14 protein-coding genes are annotated in these 15,457 nt (G+C 67.3%); 5 read left to right on the top strand and 9 right to left on the bottom strand.

The window, feature by feature from the left end:
* Nucleotides 1–189 precede the first annotated feature (189 nt).
* Nucleotides 190–708, top strand: a complete 519-nt coding sequence (locus ABD301_RS25265; protein ID WP_344312977.1) for a bifunctional DNA primase/polymerase — start codon at nt 190–192, stop codon at nt 706–708.
* Here ABD301_RS25265 and ABD301_RS25260 read toward each other — a convergent pair.
* Nucleotides 705–1,412: a methyltransferase domain-containing protein gene (locus ABD301_RS25260; RefSeq protein WP_279579176.1), complete on the bottom strand. Its 708-nt coding sequence runs from the start codon at nt 1,410–1,412 to the stop codon at nt 705–707. The two genes, ABD301_RS25265 and ABD301_RS25260, sit on opposite strands and share 4 nt — an antisense overlap.
* A 28-nt stretch (nt 1,413–1,440) precedes the next feature.
* On the opposite strand from ABD301_RS25260, the gene ABD301_RS25255 reads away from it, so the two are divergent.
* A complete protein-coding gene (locus tag ABD301_RS25255) occupies nt 1,441–1,842 on the top strand; it encodes a MerR family transcriptional regulator (protein ID WP_163566883.1) in 402 nt (133 codons plus the stop codon).
* 7 nt (nt 1,843–1,849) lie between these two features.
* On the opposite strand, the gene ABD301_RS25250 is transcribed toward ABD301_RS25255, so the two are convergent.
* Nucleotides 1,850–3,265 carry a HAMP domain-containing sensor histidine kinase gene (locus ABD301_RS25250; protein WP_163566884.1) on the bottom strand — a complete coding sequence of 472 codons (1,416 nt, stop codon included), beginning with the start codon at nt 3,263–3,265 and terminating at the stop codon, nt 1,850–1,852.
* A 12-nt stretch (nt 3,266–3,277) separates the two neighbouring features.
* A complete protein-coding gene (locus ABD301_RS25245; protein WP_344312976.1) occupies nt 3,278–4,018 on the bottom strand; it encodes a response regulator transcription factor in 741 nt (246 codons plus the stop codon).
* 121 nt (nt 4,019–4,139) lie between these two features.
* Between ABD301_RS25245 and ABD301_RS25240 the strand changes: the two genes are divergently transcribed.
* Complete coding sequence (locus ABD301_RS25240; RefSeq protein WP_344312975.1) at nt 4,140–4,718, top strand: glycosyltransferase family A protein; 579 nt, start codon at nt 4,140–4,142, stop codon at nt 4,716–4,718.
* Here the strand turns inward: ABD301_RS25240 and ABD301_RS25235 are convergent.
* From ABD301_RS25235 to ABD301_RS25215, 5 genes are all read right to left on the bottom strand, one after another.
* Nucleotides 4,715–6,670 carry a potassium transporter Kup gene (locus tag ABD301_RS25235; RefSeq protein ID WP_344312974.1) on the bottom strand — a complete coding sequence of 652 codons (1,956 nt, stop codon included), beginning with the start codon at nt 6,668–6,670 and terminating at the stop codon, nt 4,715–4,717. The two genes, ABD301_RS25240 and ABD301_RS25235, sit on opposite strands and share 4 nt — an antisense overlap.
* 58 nt (nt 6,671–6,728) lie before the next feature.
* On the bottom strand, nt 6,729–7,655 hold the full coding sequence (locus tag ABD301_RS25230; protein WP_344312973.1) for an MBL fold metallo-hydrolase: 927 nt from the start codon (nt 7,653–7,655) through the stop codon (nt 6,729–6,731).
* A 23-nt stretch (nt 7,656–7,678) separates the two neighbouring features.
* Nucleotides 7,679–9,715, bottom strand: a complete 2,037-nt coding sequence (locus tag ABD301_RS25225) for a dipeptide ABC transporter ATP-binding protein (protein ID WP_344312972.1) — start codon at nt 9,713–9,715, stop codon at nt 7,679–7,681.
* Entirely contained in the window at nt 9,712–10,560 is an 849-nt protein-coding gene (locus ABD301_RS25220; RefSeq protein ID WP_344313248.1) for an ABC transporter permease, read from the bottom strand. Before ABD301_RS25220 ends, ABD301_RS25225 begins: the two co-directional genes overlap by 4 nt.
* Nucleotides 10,561–10,669: 109 nt before the next feature.
* On the bottom strand, nt 10,670–11,653 hold the full coding sequence (locus ABD301_RS25215) for an ABC transporter permease (protein WP_344313247.1): 984 nt from the start codon (nt 11,651–11,653) through the stop codon (nt 10,670–10,672).
* 179 nt (nt 11,654–11,832) lie between these two features.
* Here ABD301_RS25215 and ABD301_RS25210 point away from each other — a divergent pair, with 179 nt between their 5' ends.
* Nucleotides 11,833–13,515: an ABC transporter family substrate-binding protein gene (locus tag ABD301_RS25210; protein WP_344312971.1), complete on the top strand. Its 1,683-nt coding sequence runs from the start codon at nt 11,833–11,835 to the stop codon at nt 13,513–13,515.
* On the opposite strand, the gene ABD301_RS25205 is transcribed toward ABD301_RS25210, so the two are convergent.
* On the bottom strand, nt 13,505–14,464 hold the full coding sequence (locus ABD301_RS25205) for a helix-turn-helix transcriptional regulator (protein WP_344312970.1): 960 nt from the start codon (nt 14,462–14,464) through the stop codon (nt 13,505–13,507). The genes ABD301_RS25210 and ABD301_RS25205 overlap by 11 nt on opposite strands.
* A 298-nt stretch (nt 14,465–14,762) precedes the next feature.
* Here ABD301_RS25205 and ABD301_RS25200 point away from each other — a divergent pair, with 298 nt between their 5' ends.
* Nucleotides 14,763–15,431 (top strand): response regulator, encoded by a 669-nt coding sequence (locus tag ABD301_RS25200; RefSeq protein ID WP_344312968.1) that lies wholly within the window; start codon nt 14,763–14,765, stop codon nt 15,429–15,431.
* Nucleotides 15,432–15,457: the final 26 nt, after the last annotated feature.

The raw sequence follows: 15,457 nt of genomic DNA, 5'->3' as shown, positions 1-15,457 counted from the left end.
GGGCGCGATCGTACGAAGAAAGGCTGATGAGCGGAAACTCAATTCCGCCCGCGAGCACGTGGGCCCTTTCGGTGCGTCACAGCACGCTCACCAGGACGTACTCGCGGCGTGTCGGACCCCTCCCGATGAGATCGGTCAGAATCGGGTCTGTCATGGTGGTCGCACTCTTCAGTACGGAAGGCACGCGCGATGTTGTTCCGTTCTCGACTTCGCTCCGCCGCGCTGCGATATGCCCGCAGCGGCTGGGCCGTTCTGCCCGAGTCGGTGGTCGACCTCTCCCAGGCGAGTGTCGACCCTGACCAGATCATCGCCTGGTGGCCGCGTACGGCATGCAAGGAGGCCGTGTGCCTGCCGACTGGCCGCGGCTTCGACGTACTCGACGTGTCCACCGTGCTCGGCGCACACGCGATGCGAATCCTGGAGTGCGGTCCGCGGCCGTATCCGGCGGCGGTGCGTACGCCGGACCGCTGGCTGTTCTTCACTGCTCCGCTGGAGAGCGGCCGGGAGCCGATCTGGGATCCCGAGCTGGACATCCTGCACCGCGGCTCCGGTGGCGTGGTGAAGGCGCCGCCGTCGCCGGGCGCTGGGCACTGGGTGTGGCACTGGGAGCTGCGGCACCACTGCCTGCCTGCGATGACGACCGTGCTTGAGGCGCTGCTCGCCGCCAACCGGATGGCCACCGAGGGCGCCTACCAAGAGGCCATTTAGCGTCTGGTGGCCGCCGCGAGGTAGATCGTGGCGCACACGGTCATACGACCGGTTCGGGCTCTTTCGTGCTGTTCGGCCAGCCAGTCGTCGTTGTTCTGGGCTGCCCGTCGAAGCAGCGGGCCGATGACCTCGCCATCGGTGAAGAGCATGGGCGAGACTTCCAGCTCGATGTCCGCAAATCCGGCATCGGCCAGCAACGCGCGGAAGTTGGCGGCGGCTGACGGACTCGGGATCGTATCGGCGAAGCCGCGGATGAGGTCGCGGGTCAGCGCCCGGTCGTTCGCCGCCACCGCGATCGTGTCCCAGTCCTGGCCGATCAGGACGATCCGGCCTGTCGGCTTTATTACGCGGCTCGCCTCGGTGATCGCGTCCGCCGGATTCTTGAGCACGTGGAGGACTTTGTCGGCTCGGTAGGCGTCCAGTTCGGCGTCATCGAAGGGCAGTGATTCGGCGGTTGCTCGTACGAAGGTGACCTCCGGATAACGGTCGTGGGCGACCTCCAGCAGCTGCGGATCCGGGTCGACGCCGGTGACTTTTCGGGCCTGCCCCGCCAGCTCCGAGGTAGCCCGGCCCGAGCCGCAGCCGACGTCAGCGACCTTGCTCGCGCTGGTGAGACGCAGCAGCTCGTACGAGCGATGGCGCAGCTTGATGGCTGACGGTGTCAGCTCGGTTTTGTCGAGGGCAGTAAGCATGTCGTTGACCATGAGGCCCAGCGTGCAATTTCATGTTGACATGAAGTCAAGCGACGATCTCACCATCGGCGAACTCGCGGGCCGCTTCGGCCTCGCGACGCACGTGCTCCGGCACTGGGAGTCCGAAGGGCTCATCACGCCCCGGCGGCTGCCCAACGGCCGTCGCCGCTACGACTTCCCGGACGTCGTACAGGTCGCGATGATCTTGCGTGGCAAAGAAGCAGGGCTCAGCCTGGAGGACATCCGGGAGACCGTACAAGCCCCCGACGGTGCCGCCCGCCGCAAGGTCCTTCGCCGCCATCGGGACGACCTCCAACAGCGGATCGATCGCCTGCAGAGCGCCAAGTCGATGATCGATCATGCCCTGGACTGCAAGGCCCCCGACGTGTGGGAATGCGGAGTCTTCCGCGCCCGCATCATGGCCCTCGTCCCACCCGCCTGATGCGGCGCTACTGGGGGCCGGCTGCTATCGGCGTGGGGGTTTGCTCAGGTGCCGGCTCGGTGGGGCTGCCCGGGAAGACACAGGTCGCGACTGCGCCGCCAGTCGGCGCGCTGGCCAGCGTGACCCGGCCGCCGACATCGCGCATGACCTGGGCGACGATCGCGAGGCCGAGGCCCGAGCCGGGCAGCGCGCGGGCGGTGGGGGAGCGCCAGAACCGCTCGAAGACCTCGGCGGCGTCAGCTTTCGAGATGCCCGGGCCGTGGTCGCGTACGACCAGACGTCCCTCGCTCAGCGTGACCTCGACGGAACCGTTCGGCGGACTGAACTTGATCGCGTTGTCGAGGATGTTCAGCACCGCCCGTTCCAGACCGGTCGGGTCACCTCGGACGAACCACGGCTGCAGCTCGGCCTCGATCCGATGGTCCGGGCCGCGCAGCCGGGCCCGGTTGAGTGCGCGCTCGACGATCCTGTGCAGGGCGACCTGGCGGGCCACCCCGTCGGCCGCCGGTTGAACGCCCCTGGCCAGCGCCAGCAGGTCGATGACCAGGTCCGACAGCTCCCGCAACTGGGCGTCGATGCTGGTCAGCATGCGCGGCGCCTCCCCGTCGGGCAGTGGCCGGCCGGTGGCCGCGCTGCGGCGCAGTAGGTCCACGTTCGTACGCATGCTCGTCAATGGCGTACGCAGCTCGTGCCCGGCATCCTCGATGAGCCGGCGTTGTCGTTCTCGTGACTCGGCGAGCGCGTGCGTCATCGTGTTGAAAGCCTGACCGAGCCGGGCGATCTCGTCATTGCCCTGGATCGGCAGCGTGATGGATAGGTCCTCGGTACGCGAGATGTGCTCGGCGGCCTGGGTGAGCCGGTCGACCGGGGCGAGGCCGGTCCTCGCGATCACCAGCCCAGCGCTGGCCGCCAGCAGTACGCCCAAAGCCGCGATGCCGAGGTAGAGGAGCCCCAAGGACCGCATCGGATCGTCGACGACCGCCAGCGGTTCGGACACGACGACCGCGAGATGCGGAAACTTGGGGTAGTACGTGAGCGCGTAGACCTGGACCTTGGTGCCGTAGTAGGTGACGGCATCGTGTGTGGTGCTCGTGAGCGAGTCGGCCGAAGCGACAGCGGCATCGGACTCCTGGAGGCGCGGCGAGTCGCCGGTCTGCCCGCACAGCTGCGCGCCGTCCTCGCTGATCACCTGGAAGTGGACCGAATATCGGTCGGGCAGCAGGCTGGCGTCGAGCCGACACACCGTCGTCGGGTCGTTCTTCTGGATGGCTCCGATCGCGGCCGCCTGCAGGTTGGCGTTGAGCTGTTGAGTCAGCTGCGATCGGGTGATCAGCCAGGCCGAGGTCGCGGCCAGCACGATCGCGATCGCGACGGCGACCGCGGACATCAGCGCGAGCCGGCCGCGCAGGGTGAGGTGGCGCATGGCGGCGCCGGTCTAGCCGGCCTGCCGGAGGACGTACCCGACTCCGCGCACGGTGTGCAGCAGCCGGGTAGAGCCAGCCGGTTCGGTCTTCCTGCGCAAATACATCATGTAGACATCGAGTGAGTTGGACGCCGGCTCGAAGTCGAACCCCCAGACCGCCTTCAGGATCTGTGCCCTGGTCAGCACCTGGCGCGGGTGCGCCAGGAAGAGCTCCAGCAGCGCGTACTCCGTACGAGTCAGCTCCACCCGGTCGTCGCCGCGGCGGACCTCGCGGGTGGTGGTGTTCATCGTCAGGTCGTCGAAGTGCAGGGTGGCGGCCGGGTCGCCGTCGGGCGAGTCGGTTGGCGGCTGGGTCGAGGAGAGGGCGCTGCGGCGCAGCAGGGCGCGCAGCCGGGCCAGCAACTCCTCCAGGTCGAATGGCTTGACCAGGTAGTCGTCGGCGCCCACATCCAGCCCGGTGACCCGGTCCCCGACAGTGTCCCGTGCGGTCAGCATGAGAACCGGCAGCATGTCACCCTCGGCGCGCAGCCGGCGGCAGGTGGTCAAGCCGTCGCGGCGAGGCATCAGTACGTCCAGGACGACCACGTCCGGGCGCTCGGCGGCGATCCGCTCCATCGCCTCAATACCATCGGCGGCCAGGCTGACCTGGTAGCCCTCGAAAGTCAGGCTGCGCGCCAGCGACTCTCGGACGGCTGGTTCGTCGTCGACGACCAGCACGTGCCGCGGTCCGCTCGGCTCGGCGTTCGGTTGCATGAGACGACAGTAGGCACTACCGCCCGTTATCGCCTACAAGAGGGGTCCCCGGCGACATCTCTTAGCGAATTCTCACCCCTCCTTGAGTGGTGGCTCAGCGGTCCCTCGGATCGTCGTAACCATGAGCAGCACGGCGGAGCCGACGGACGACGAAGCCGCCGCGCCCGTCATCGAAATCGTCCTCCCGGTGCGGAACCGCGGCCCTGAGTTCGCCGCCGACGTGAACGTCCTTTACGCGGCGCTGGCCGCCGGCAGGGCGCCCTTCCGGTTGGTCATCGCGGATGCCGGCAGCACCGACGGCAGCTGGCTGGTGGCCCGCCGGCTGGCCGCCGAGCTGCCGGACGTGTACGCGCAGCAGACCCATCACCGTGGCCGCGTCGAGGCGGTCCGGCAGGTGTGGGAGGCCAGCGACGCGGACGTGGTGGCTGACCTGCACACGCTCTCGCTGCTCGGCCGTACGGACGTGTTGCCGGGCCTCGCCGACCTGGTCGCCGGCAAGATCGACGTGAGCGTCGGGGCCGGCTATCTGGCGGTGCGTACGGTCATTGCTCAGGCCCTGCTCTCCGACATGAGCGGGCATGTCCGACGCTTTGAGGCAGCGCTGCTGGCCGCCGCGAGCCGGCATGGCCTGCGGGTTCGAAAGGCCTCCCGGCGGTCCGACCTGCTGGCCCGCCTGCTGTTGCTGGGGCGGCCCAGCTAAAGGTCGACGTGGGAGCCCATGACGACCGTACGTTCGTGGGGTAGGCGGAAATAGATGGCCGGGCTGGCCGCGTTGTTGGCCAGTCCGATAAAGAGCCGTTTGCGCCAGCTGTGCATGCCGGGTTGATGACTGAGCTCGATGGTGATCCGGGACAGGAAATAGGACGCGGTCTCCGGGTCGATGTCGAGTTCGGACTGGGTCTCGCTGAGGGCCTTCGCGCTGCGTAGCGTCGCCGGAATGTCCTGGTCGTCCTGGAAGCCGAAGCGGGCGGTGAGATGGACGATGCCGTCGTCGACGTAGCCGAGGTTGTCGACCCGCAGGCGCTGATCGGCCGGCACGTGCGGCACGTTCTCGGTCTCGACGGACACGATCACCACGTGCTGGTGGAGCACGTGGTTGAACTCGACGTTCGCGCGCAGCGCCAGCGGTGTGGTGAGGCTGGTGGGATGCGGGAAGACCGCCGTACCGGGCACTCGGAGCAGCGACTTCTCCCGGATGGCGTCGACAAAATCTGGCAGCGAGCCTTCCAGGTCGGTACGTCGGGTGGTGACGATCCGGCGACCGCGCTGCCAGGTGGTCATCACCGTGACGATCAGGATCGCGACCAGCACCGGCAGCCAACCGCCGTGCGCGATTTTGGTGAGGTTGGCGGCGAAGTACGTGATTTCGACGCCGCCGAAGACGACGCCGGCCACGATGACCTTCCAGCGGGCCCACTTCCAGATCGCGCCCGCGACGACCAGGAAAAGCGTGGTCGTGATGAGCAGCGTGCCGGTGACGGCCACGCCGTACGCGGTGGCCAGCTTGTCCGATGACCGGAAGGCCAGCATCAGCACCAGAACTCCGCCGAAGAGCAGCCAGTTCACCGCTGGCACGTAAATCTGGCCGCTTTCGCTGTGCGAGGTGTGCTTGACGGTCAACTGAGGCAGGAAGCCGAGCCGCACGGCCTGCCGGGACACCGAGAACGCACCGGAGATGACAGCTTGTGAGGCGATCACGGTGGCGATGGTCGCCAGCGCCACCATCGGAATCTGCGCCCAGGTCGGCACCAGCAGGTAGAACGGGTCCGAGACCGCCGACGGCTGGTGCAGGATGAGCGCGCCCTGGCCGAGATAGTTCACCGTGAGCGCTGGGAAAACGACCGCGAACCAGGCCCGTCGGATCGGCGGCCGGCCGAAATGGCCCATGTCCGCGTAGAGCGCCTCGGCGCCGGTGATCGCCAGCACCACAGCGCCCATCGCGATAAAGGCGATATACGGATGGTCGAAGATGAAGGTGACGATGTACGTGGGGGACAGGCCACGCAGGATGTCCGGGTGCGCGACGATCTGCGGCACGCCGAGCACCGCGAGCACCACGAACCAGAGCACCATGACCGGCCCGAACAGCCGCCCGACCCGATGCGTGCCCCAGCGCTGCGCGGCGAACAGCAGGGCGACGATCACCAGCCCGATCGGCAGGATCAGCGGGGTCAGTCCGGGAGCGGCGACCTGCAGGCCCTCCACCGCCGACAGCACGGAGATGGCCGGCGTGATCAGGCTGTCGCCGTAGAACAGCGCGGCGCCCACCACGCCGAGCAGCATCGCGACCGCGACCAGCCGGGTCGCCCCGCGCAACCGGCCGCGGATCAGCGCGGCCAGCGCCATCACCCCACCCTCGCCGTCGTTGTCCGCGCGCAGGATGAACAGCACATACTTGACCGAGACGACCACCGTGATCGACCAGAAAACCAGCGAGATGACGCCGTACACATCGCCGGGGGTCGGTTTGACGACCCCGCCATCCAGCGAGAACACCGTTTTCAACGCGTAAAGCGGGCTGGTGCCGATGTCGCCGAACACCACCCCCAAGGCGCCGATCGCCAGCCCGAACATGCCGGCACCGTGCGCCGCGGGATGCGGGACAGCGTGGTCGGTCCCGGTCGGGGGAGACTGCGTTGGCGCGTTGGTCATGGCATCAGTCTGCCGGGTATGTCCGACAGTCCGCAGCCGCGGTAGCGGGGACGGCCGGTCAGGCTCGGGATCGGATGGGTCCGCCGCGCAGCGCCATCATGTCCGGCCAAACGGTGACCAGGTCGAGTCGGCTGCCCAGCGGCTCGCCAGCCAGCTCGCTGTATGCCCGGTGGATGTTGGCGACGAGCCGCTCGCCCTCCTGCCAGTCCGCGAAGATGGCCAGGTCCGTGGCCTTGGCGACCTCCAGTGGCGGCCGGCCGGCGGCATGCCCGTCGCGGGCGAGGGCATCGACAAAGCTGGCGTACGCGGTGAGGTCGTCCAGGACCCGGGGAATGTCGTCGCCGCGGCAGACCGGGCCGTGGCCGGGCACCAGAACCTCGGGTTCCAGCGCGCGGATCGCGGCCAGCGCGGGGGAATAACCGGCGAGGCTGCCTTCCAGGAGCAACGGCTGGCCACCGTTGAAGACGACATCGCCGGCGAACAGTACGCGCGAGTCGGGCAGCCAGACGACCACATCGCCTCGGGTGTGGGCCGGGCCGACATGACGCAGGTCAAGCTGGCGGTCCGCGAGGTGCAGGGTCAGCGTGTCGGCGAAGGTCACCGTGGGTGGGCGAAGCTCGATGTGCCCGTAGTCCGGGCCGGTCAGCACCTGGGCCGCGATCAGGCCGGAGTGCACCAGGTCTTCCCGGCAGAGCAGGTGGCCCATGATCGGGGTCTCGGCCGGCATCAGCCAGTTGCCGAAGGTGTGGTCGCCGTGGTGATGGGTGTTCACGAGAGCCTGCGGCGGGCCGCTGTGCAGCCGGTCCACGGCCGCGAGCAGGGCCCGGTTGCGGGCCTCCGTGGACGTGGTGTCGACCAGGACGTGCCCACCGTCCTCGGCGACCACCACGCCGGTGTTGTTCAACATCCAACCGCCGTCGGGTTGGACGTAGGCGTACACACCGTCGCCGATTTTCTGCATCTCAGGATCGGGTACGCGACTCATCGACCACTCTCCAGTAGGGGAAGTCAGCTCACGAAATGACAGGCGGCCTCGTGGTCGTCAGCCAGCGTGACCATCGGCGGGTCGGCCGTCCGGCAGCTCTCGGCGTCGGCCGGGCTCAGCGTCAGATGCAACGGGCACCGCCCACGAAAGCGGCAGCCGACCTGCCGGGCGGTCGGGCTGGGGGGATCGCCTGGCAGCAGGACGCGTTTTCGCAGCCGCTCGACCGCCGGGTCCGGCACTGGCACGGCCGACAACAGCGCGCGGGTGTACGGGTGCGCGGGGTGGTCGAAAACCTCGTCGACCGCGCCGGCCTCGATGGTCCGGCCGAGATACATCACCGCGACCCGGTCGGCCAGATAGCGGATCACCGAAAGGTCGTGCGAGACGAAAAGATAAGACAGACCCAGCTCGGTTTTGAGGCGCTGCAGCAGGTTCAGGATGCCGGCCTGGATGGAAACGTCCAGCGCGGACACGGGTTCGTCCAGGACGAGCAGTCGCGGCCGTACGGACAGCGCCCGGGCGATGCTGATGCGTTGCCTTTGACCGCCGGAAAACTCGTGCGGAAATCGCGTCGCGTCCGATGCGGCGAGACCGACGAGCCGAAGGAGTTCGGGAATGCGCGTACCGATCGTGGCCCGGTCGGCGTGTTGTGCGCGCAGCGGTTCGGCGATGATGTCCGCGACCGGCATCCGCGGATCGAGGCTGCCCATCGGGTCCTGGAAGACGATTTGCACGTCCGCGCGGAGAGCATGCTCATCAGTGGCGGAGAGTTTGTCCGTCCGATGCCCGAGAATGGAAATGGTCCCGGACTCGGTGGCCGTCATCGCCAGGATTTCGAAGAGGGTGGTGCTCTTGCCCGCGCCGGACTCACCGACCAAGCCAAGCGTCTCGCCGGCCCGGATCCGTAGGTCGACGCCGTCCACCGGATAAACCGTGCCGACCCGGCGCTTGAACACGGATCCCTTCAGCAGCGGGAAAGTCTTGGTCAGCTGGTCGACCCGGAGCACCTCGCCACCGGCCACCACGGGCCCGGTTTCCACGGCCGGCACCTGGTAGACGGCAGCAGGTGTCAGCTCACCCTCGATGACGTATTCCGCGCGGTGGCAGGCAACTTCGTGGTGTGCGGCTATTTCCCGAAGGTCCGGCGACAGCTCTCGGCAATGGTCCTCGACCAGCGGGCACCGGTCAGCGAAAGAGCAGCCGGCCGGCAGTCGAGACGGCGCCGGCGGAGTGCCGGGGATCGGCACCAGCGGCTGGCGGCGGTGAGTGTCCTGGTCGACGCGCGGCACCGAGCCGATCAGCCCGAGGCTGTACGGCATCACCGGACGGGCGAAGAAGTCAGTGACCGCGGCGGTCTCCACGATCCGGCCGGCGTACATCACCGCGACCCGGTCCGCGGCACCGGCGATGACGCCGAGATCGTGGCTGACCAGGACCAATGCGGCGCCCGTCTGGTCTTGTGCGGTCTTGAGCACGGCCAGGATCTGGGCCTGGATGGTGACGTCGAGGGCGGTGGTCGGTTCGTCGGCGATCAGTACGTCGGGGTCGTTCGCGATCGCCATCGCGATCATCGCGCGCTGGCGCATGCCGCCGGAGAACTCGTGCGGGAAGGCATTGGCGCGTACGGCCGCATCGGGGATGCCGACCAGGTCCAGCAGTTCGACCGCGCGGGCGTGCGCCGCCTGCCGGCTCACCTTCCGGTGCGCGAGCACGGCTTCGGCGAGCTGGTCACCGATCCGGTAGACCGGCGTGAAAGCCGACAGCGGGTCCTGGAAAACCATCGCGATGGCTTCGCCGCGCAGCTTGGTCATGGCCCGGTCGCTGGCGCCGACCAGTTCCCGGCCAGCGAGCTGGATCGAGCCGGAAACCGTTGCGGTCGCTGGCAAAAGCCCCATGAGAGCGAGCGAGGTGACGGACTTGCCGGACCCGGACTCGCCGACGATTCCCAGCACTTCGCCAGCCGAGACTTCGAAACTCACACCTCGTACGGCCGGCACTGGGATCACCCCGCCGTCGAAGGTCACGGACAGGTCCTGGACTTGCAGGACTGGCCCGGTCATCGTTTCCGCCGACGGCGGCCGCGGTCCGAGGTGGGATCCAACGCGTCCCGCAAGCCGTCGCCGATCAGGTTGATCGAAAGCACGAAAAACACCAGCATCCCGGCGGCGAAGAAGAACATCCACGGGTACGTGATCGCCGAGCCGGTGCCGGCCGCGATCAGCGTTCCCAGCGACACGTCCGGCGGTTGTACACCGAAACCGAAGTAGGAGAGCACGGTCTCGAACATGACCGCGGTGCCGACCGTGATGGTCGCGTCGATAATCAGGAAGGATGCCACGTTCGGCAGGATGTGCCGCACGATGATCCGAACCGGGTGCACGCCGGCGAACCTGGCGGCACGGACGAACTCCTGCTGTTTCAAGGACAACGTCATCGACCGGATCACTCGTGCGGTGATCATCCATGCCAGCACGGCAAGAATGACCACGAAAGCAATCCACCCGTACGACCGCAGGGCCGGCGACACGACCGCGACGACCAGCACCGCGGGGAAAACCAGCAGCAGGTCGACGAAGAACATCGCGATCCGGTCGGGCCAGCCGCCGAAATACCCCGCCGCGGTGCCGACCGCGGCCGCCATCGCGGTGGAGAAAAGCGCCACCAACAAACCAATCAGCAGCGATTTCTGCAGTCCGCGGACGGTTTGCGCGAAAACGTCCTGGCCGATCGGGTTGGTGCCGAACCAGTGCTCGGCGGACGGCACGTCCCGCAAGGCGGAATAGTCGATGTCCGAGTACGACCAGTGCGTGAGAAACGGCCCACCAAAGGCCAGCAGGAACAGCAGGACGATCACCGTGAGGCCGACCAGCGCCGACGGGTTCCGGCGAAATCGCCGGAACACCACCGAAAACCGGCTGGGTGGGACGCCGACGAGGTGCTCTGCGACGGTCGCGGCGACGCCGGCGCTTTCCGCGTCGACGGTCTCCTGTGGTGCCTCTGGTTGCGTTGACACGTCAGCCGGCCCGTACTCGCGGATCGAGCGCCGCGTGCAGGATGTCGGCGACCAGACCGGCCAACAACACCGTCACCGCGGTGAAAACGCTGACGGCAACGACCGAGTTCACGTCGCTTTTGTCGATCGAGTCGATCAACCAGGCCCCCATGCCGTTCCAGCCGAAGATCTTCTCGGTGAAGATCGCGCCGGTGAAGATGCCCAGGAATCCGTACGCGAAGAATGTCGACATTGGGATGAGTGCTATTCGCAGCCCGTGCCGGATCACCGCGCGCCGCTGGGAAAGTCCCTTGGCTCGGGCCGTACGCAGGTAGTCGGCACCCAGCACGTCAAGCATCGTGCTGCGTTGGTAACGACTGTAAAGCGCGACCGTGCCCAGCGCGATCGACAGCGTCGGCAGCAGCAGGTGTACCGCGGCATCGCCGAAATGGACCCAGAAACCACCAGTCAGCCCCGCCGAACTCTCGCCGGTGAACTGGATGAGATCGATGCCGATGCTCTGGTTGAAGGCGATCGCGCCGATCTTCAACAACACCGCCAACAGGAAGGTGGGGGTGGACAGCAGAACGAACGACACGATCGTGATGGTGCGGTCGGACAGCCGGTACTGCCGGACCGCGCTGTATGCGCCGGCCGCGATGCCGGCGGCCGTCCCGACCAGCGTGCCGATCACCAGCAGTCGCAGGCTGACCCCGAGCCGGCGGGTAATCTCGTCGTTTACCGACGTGTTGTCGATGGTCCGGCCGAAGTTACCGGTGACCGCACCCTTGGCCCACTGTCCGAATCGGACGATCACCGGAGTGTGGTCGTCGAGCCCCAACGCGGTGAGCTGCCGATCCACTGAGGCCGCTGGCGGGGGAGGCGTCTTGCCCTCGAAGTACGCCCGCGGGGACAACGCCGTGGATGCCAACAGGTACGACAAAAAGGTCGCTACCAGGAGCAGAACGACGTAGTAGCCGAGCCTTCGCAGCAGGTAACCCGCCACCACACCTCCGCACGCCGTGCCGACCGAGGTCCCCTGGTCGGGAATGTCCAGGCGTACGCACGTCATTGGAGTTCATATCACGATCAATGCAGAATGCACGCCCAACCCGGGAAATGCCGCTAATCTGTTCGCGGTCGAGCGCACCGCAGGTCCGCCGGCCCGAGACGAGGAGAGCACGAATGGTACGTTCGCGACGATATCTGGCAACGCTGGCGGTGGGGACAGTGGGTCTCTTGGCGCTCGGCGCCTGTACGTCCGCGAACAACGTTCCGCAGGCCAAGGCGCCGCCGGTGCACAGCTGGGACATGAACCCGAAACCGGTCAGCGAGTTGCGCAATGGTGGCACCTACAAGCTGTCCATCACGCAGTGGATCAGTCAGTACAACCGCTACCAGACCGACGGCGCACAGGGGGACGCGGTCTCGATCGTGGCGATGATGGAGCCGCAACTGTTCGACCGCGGCCCGGACGGCGCTCCCAAGATCCACCCGGACACGCTGGTGTCGGCAGCGGTCACCGCGACCAGCCCGAAGCAGGTCGTCACGTATGTGCTGAACCCGAAGGCGAAGTGGTCCGACGGCCAGCCGATCACCTGGAAGGACTTCGCCGCGCAGTGGAAAGCCCTGAACGGTAGCAATCCGGCGTATCAGGTCTCGTCCTCTGCGGGCTACGACAAAATCAGCACCATCACCCAGGGCGCCACCCCGAACGCGGTCGCGGTGACCTTCGCGCAGCCGTTCGGTGACTGGCAGCTGTTGTTCGACCCGCTGTTCCCGGCCGCTGGGATCGATACGCCGGAGAAGTTCAACACTGGTTGGATCGAAAAGGTGCCGGTCACCGCCGGACCGTGGAAAATCGGTTCACTGAACAAGACGACGCAAACTGTCACCATGGTGCCGGACCCGACTTACTGGGGCACCAAGCCAAAACTGGACAGCATCACTTATCGAGCCCTGGATTCGACGGCGGACACCGACGCCTACCTGAACAACGAGATCGACGAGACACCGGCCCGCGCACCGGAGGACTACAAACGCCTGAAACCGGCGAAAAACACCGATATCCGGATCGGCGCGCGATGGGACGAGACGCACCTTTCGTTCAACTCGCGTGGCCCGCTGGCCGACGTGCACGTACGGCAGGCGCTGGGCATGGGCATCGACCGGAGCGCGATCGTACGGTCAGTGTCGAAGGACCTGCCTTTCTCGCTGGCTCCGCTGGGCAACCACTTCTTCATGCCGAACCAGGCCGGATACCAGGACAACTCCGGGATCTACGGCAAGTTCGACCAGGCAGCGGCCAAAAAACTGCTGGACGCGGCCGGGTGGACCAGCAGCGGAGCCGGCAAACCACGCACCAAGGCCGGCAAGCCGCTCTCGCTGACCTACCTGGTGAATGCCGGTGCCAGCCAGTCCAATAAGGACATCGCGCAACTGGTGCAGAACATGCTCGGCCAGATCGGCGTCACCGTGACGCTGCGGCAGGTGCCGCAGAACGACTACTTCGACAAATATGTCAACGTCGGTGACTTCGATCTGACCGTCTTCCGTCAGGTCGACGAGGTCTTTCCGTCCCAGCTGTACGACATTTTCCGGCAGCCGGTGGGAAACAACGTCTTCCAGAACTACGGCCGGGTGGGTACGCCGGAAATCGACCAGCTGATGGTCAAGGCGCAGGAGACCCCCGACCGGGTCGCCGCCGCGGCGCTTTACAACCAGGCGGACGCGAAGATCTGGGAGGTGGGCAACTCGCTCGAGCTTTACCAGACCCCGCAGATCCTGGCATTCCGCCATACCCTCGCGAATGAGGGCGCGCCTGGCCTCGCGACCCAGGACTACGTGGCCACTGGTTTCACGAAGTAGCCCGCTGATATCGGGCGGACAGCTCGCGTAGGTAAGCCACCAGCTCCGGTGGCTCGGTCACGGTGAAATCGAAGCCGAGCATGCCGATATGGACGGCAAGCGTCTCGATGCTGTCCGCGCCGGTGTTCAGTACGCAGGTCTGGTCGTCGATCGCCTCCACCGCGCCGACCGCGGGGCTGATCCGGTCGGCGACCTGGTCGGCCGGCGCTCGTACGGTAATCCGGGCGTGGAACCGCCAGGCGGCGGCAGACACCCGCTGGGAGACGTAGGCGGCGGGGTCGCCGCCGGGCAGTTCTCGAGGTGCGAACCGTGGCCCGGCCGGTGGCTGGAGCTCCAGCCGGTCGACCCGGAAGGTGCGCCAGTCGTGCCGCTCGGTGTCCCAGGCCACCAGATACCAGCGGCGACCCCAGCTGACCAGCCGGTACGGCTCGACCGTGCGCACACTGGCCGTTCCGTCGTGGCCGCGATAGTCGAAGCGGAGCCGGTCGCTGTCCCGGCAAGCGGCCGCGACCAGCATCAACGTGCTCGCGTCCACCCGCGGCGCGGCTCGGTCCGCCGGCACTGGCACGGCGTACGTCTGCAATGCGCTGACTCGTTGGCGCAGCCTCGCGGGCAGGACGCGTTCGAGTTTGGCCAGCGCTCGCAGCGAGGTCTCCTCGACGCCCACCACCGAGCCGGCGGCGGCCGTCCGGAGCCCGACGGTGACCGCGACCGCTTCGTCGTCGTCCAGCAACAGTGGCGGCAGGTTGGCGCCGGACCCGAGCCGGTAGCCGCCGACCGCACCCCGGGTGCCGTGGACGGGGTAGCCAAGCGTGCGTAGGCGTTCCACGTCGTTGCGTACGGTTCGAGTGCTCACCTCGAGCCGGCCGGCCAACTCCGTACCGGTCCACTCCCGGGGGCTCTGCAGCAGTGACAGCAGCCGAAGCAGGCGTGCTGAGGTCTCCAACATGGGATCCAGTCTGCCAGCCGATTAGGAACAGCCTTTTCCTAGTGACAAAAATCAATAGGGCTACAGACCGTAGCGATAATGTGGACTATTGGCTCAGCGTCTTCGCGCTGCGTACCGACAGTGACGGTATGCGACTGATCGCACACGTCCCGGCGCGTTTTGCCAAACGAAACCCACAGGGGTGCGCGGACCAGATATCGTCACCGCCATTCGTGGCTGGAGTCGCTTCCGGCCGCGCGGGACGGAAGCTGCTTCCAGACGAACGCCGGTTGTGGCAAGGAACCGGGGAGAGACGGGTATGGCCATCCGGGTACTGATCGCCGATGACGAAGAGGCTCACCGCCGCAAGCTGCGGGCCGCCTTGGAGGCTCAACCGGACATCGAGGTGGTGGACGATGTGCGGGACGGTGAGGCCGCCCTGCGGGTGGCCCGGGACCAGTGGCCGGACGTGGCCCTCGCGGACATCCGGATGCGTGGCATGGACGCGCTGGAGTTCACCCGCCAGCTCGCCGGTCCCAAGGTCCGCCGACCGGTGCGGGTCATCATGCTGACGACCTTCGCGCTGGACTGGTACGTCTACAACGCGCTCCGGGAGGGCGCGTGCGGGTTCCTACTCAAACCAACCCGCCCGAAGCCGGCGGTCGAGGGTGTCCGGATTGCCGCCACCGGCGCGACCATGGTCAGCCCGCGGCTCGCCGTACGGCTGCTCAAGCAGATGTCGACGCGTGCCGCGGTGGCCCGCGGCAAGGCGAAGGTCGACGAGGATGAGCCGCTCAACGAGTGGGAGATCGACATCGCCCAACTCGTCGCGCAGGGTCGTACGGACGCGGAGATCGGCGACGAGCTCTACATCTCCCCGATCTCGGTGCAGCGCCGAGTCGTCGAGATCGCCCACAAGCTGGGCGTCCGCAGCCGGATCGCGATCGCCCTCTGGGCATGGGAATCCGGCCACGTCCGCCGCTGGTAGCCAGCCGATCCTGGCGTCGCTGCACA

Origin of the sequence: Fodinicola feengrottensis (assembly GCF_039530045.1) — a bacterium.
Classification (GTDB): domain Bacteria; phylum Actinomycetota; class Actinomycetes; order Mycobacteriales; family HKI-0501; genus Fodinicola; species Fodinicola feengrottensis.
This window is presented reverse-complemented; position numbering and strand designations above follow the sequence as displayed.

Excerpts from the sequence above, each read along its gene's own strand:
- ABD301_RS25260 (WP_279579176.1), bottom strand. The coding sequence starts at position 1,412 with ATGGTCAACGACATGCTTACTGCCCTCGACAAAACCGAGCTGACACCG.
- ABD301_RS25240 (WP_344312975.1), top strand. The coding sequence starts at position 4,140 with ATGAGCAGCACGGCGGAGCCGACGGACGACGAAGCCGCCGCGCCCGTC.
- ABD301_RS25265 (WP_344312977.1), top strand. The coding sequence starts at position 190 with ATGTTGTTCCGTTCTCGACTTCGCTCCGCCGCGCTGCGATATGCCCGC.
- ABD301_RS25225 (WP_344312972.1), bottom strand. The coding sequence starts at position 9,715 with ATGACCGGGCCAGTCCTGCAAGTCCAGGACCTGTCCGTGACCTTCGAC.
- ABD301_RS25205 (WP_344312970.1), bottom strand. The coding sequence starts at position 14,464 with ATGTTGGAGACCTCAGCACGCCTGCTTCGGCTGCTGTCACTGCTGCAG.
- ABD301_RS25245 (WP_344312976.1), bottom strand. The coding sequence starts at position 4,018 with ATGCAACCGAACGCCGAGCCGAGCGGACCGCGGCACGTGCTGGTCGTC.
- ABD301_RS25255 (WP_163566883.1), top strand. The coding sequence starts at position 1,441 with ATGAAGTCAAGCGACGATCTCACCATCGGCGAACTCGCGGGCCGCTTC.
- ABD301_RS25200 (WP_344312968.1), top strand. The coding sequence starts at position 14,763 with ATGGCCATCCGGGTACTGATCGCCGATGACGAAGAGGCTCACCGCCGC.
- ABD301_RS25250 (WP_163566884.1), bottom strand. The coding sequence starts at position 3,265 with ATGCGCCACCTCACCCTGCGCGGCCGGCTCGCGCTGATGTCCGCGGTC.
- ABD301_RS25235 (WP_344312974.1), bottom strand. The coding sequence starts at position 6,670 with ATGACCAACGCGCCAACGCAGTCTCCCCCGACCGGGACCGACCACGCT.
- ABD301_RS25230 (WP_344312973.1), bottom strand. The coding sequence starts at position 7,655 with ATGAGTCGCGTACCCGATCCTGAGATGCAGAAAATCGGCGACGGTGTG.
- ABD301_RS25210 (WP_344312971.1), top strand. The coding sequence starts at position 11,833 with ATGGTACGTTCGCGACGATATCTGGCAACGCTGGCGGTGGGGACAGTG.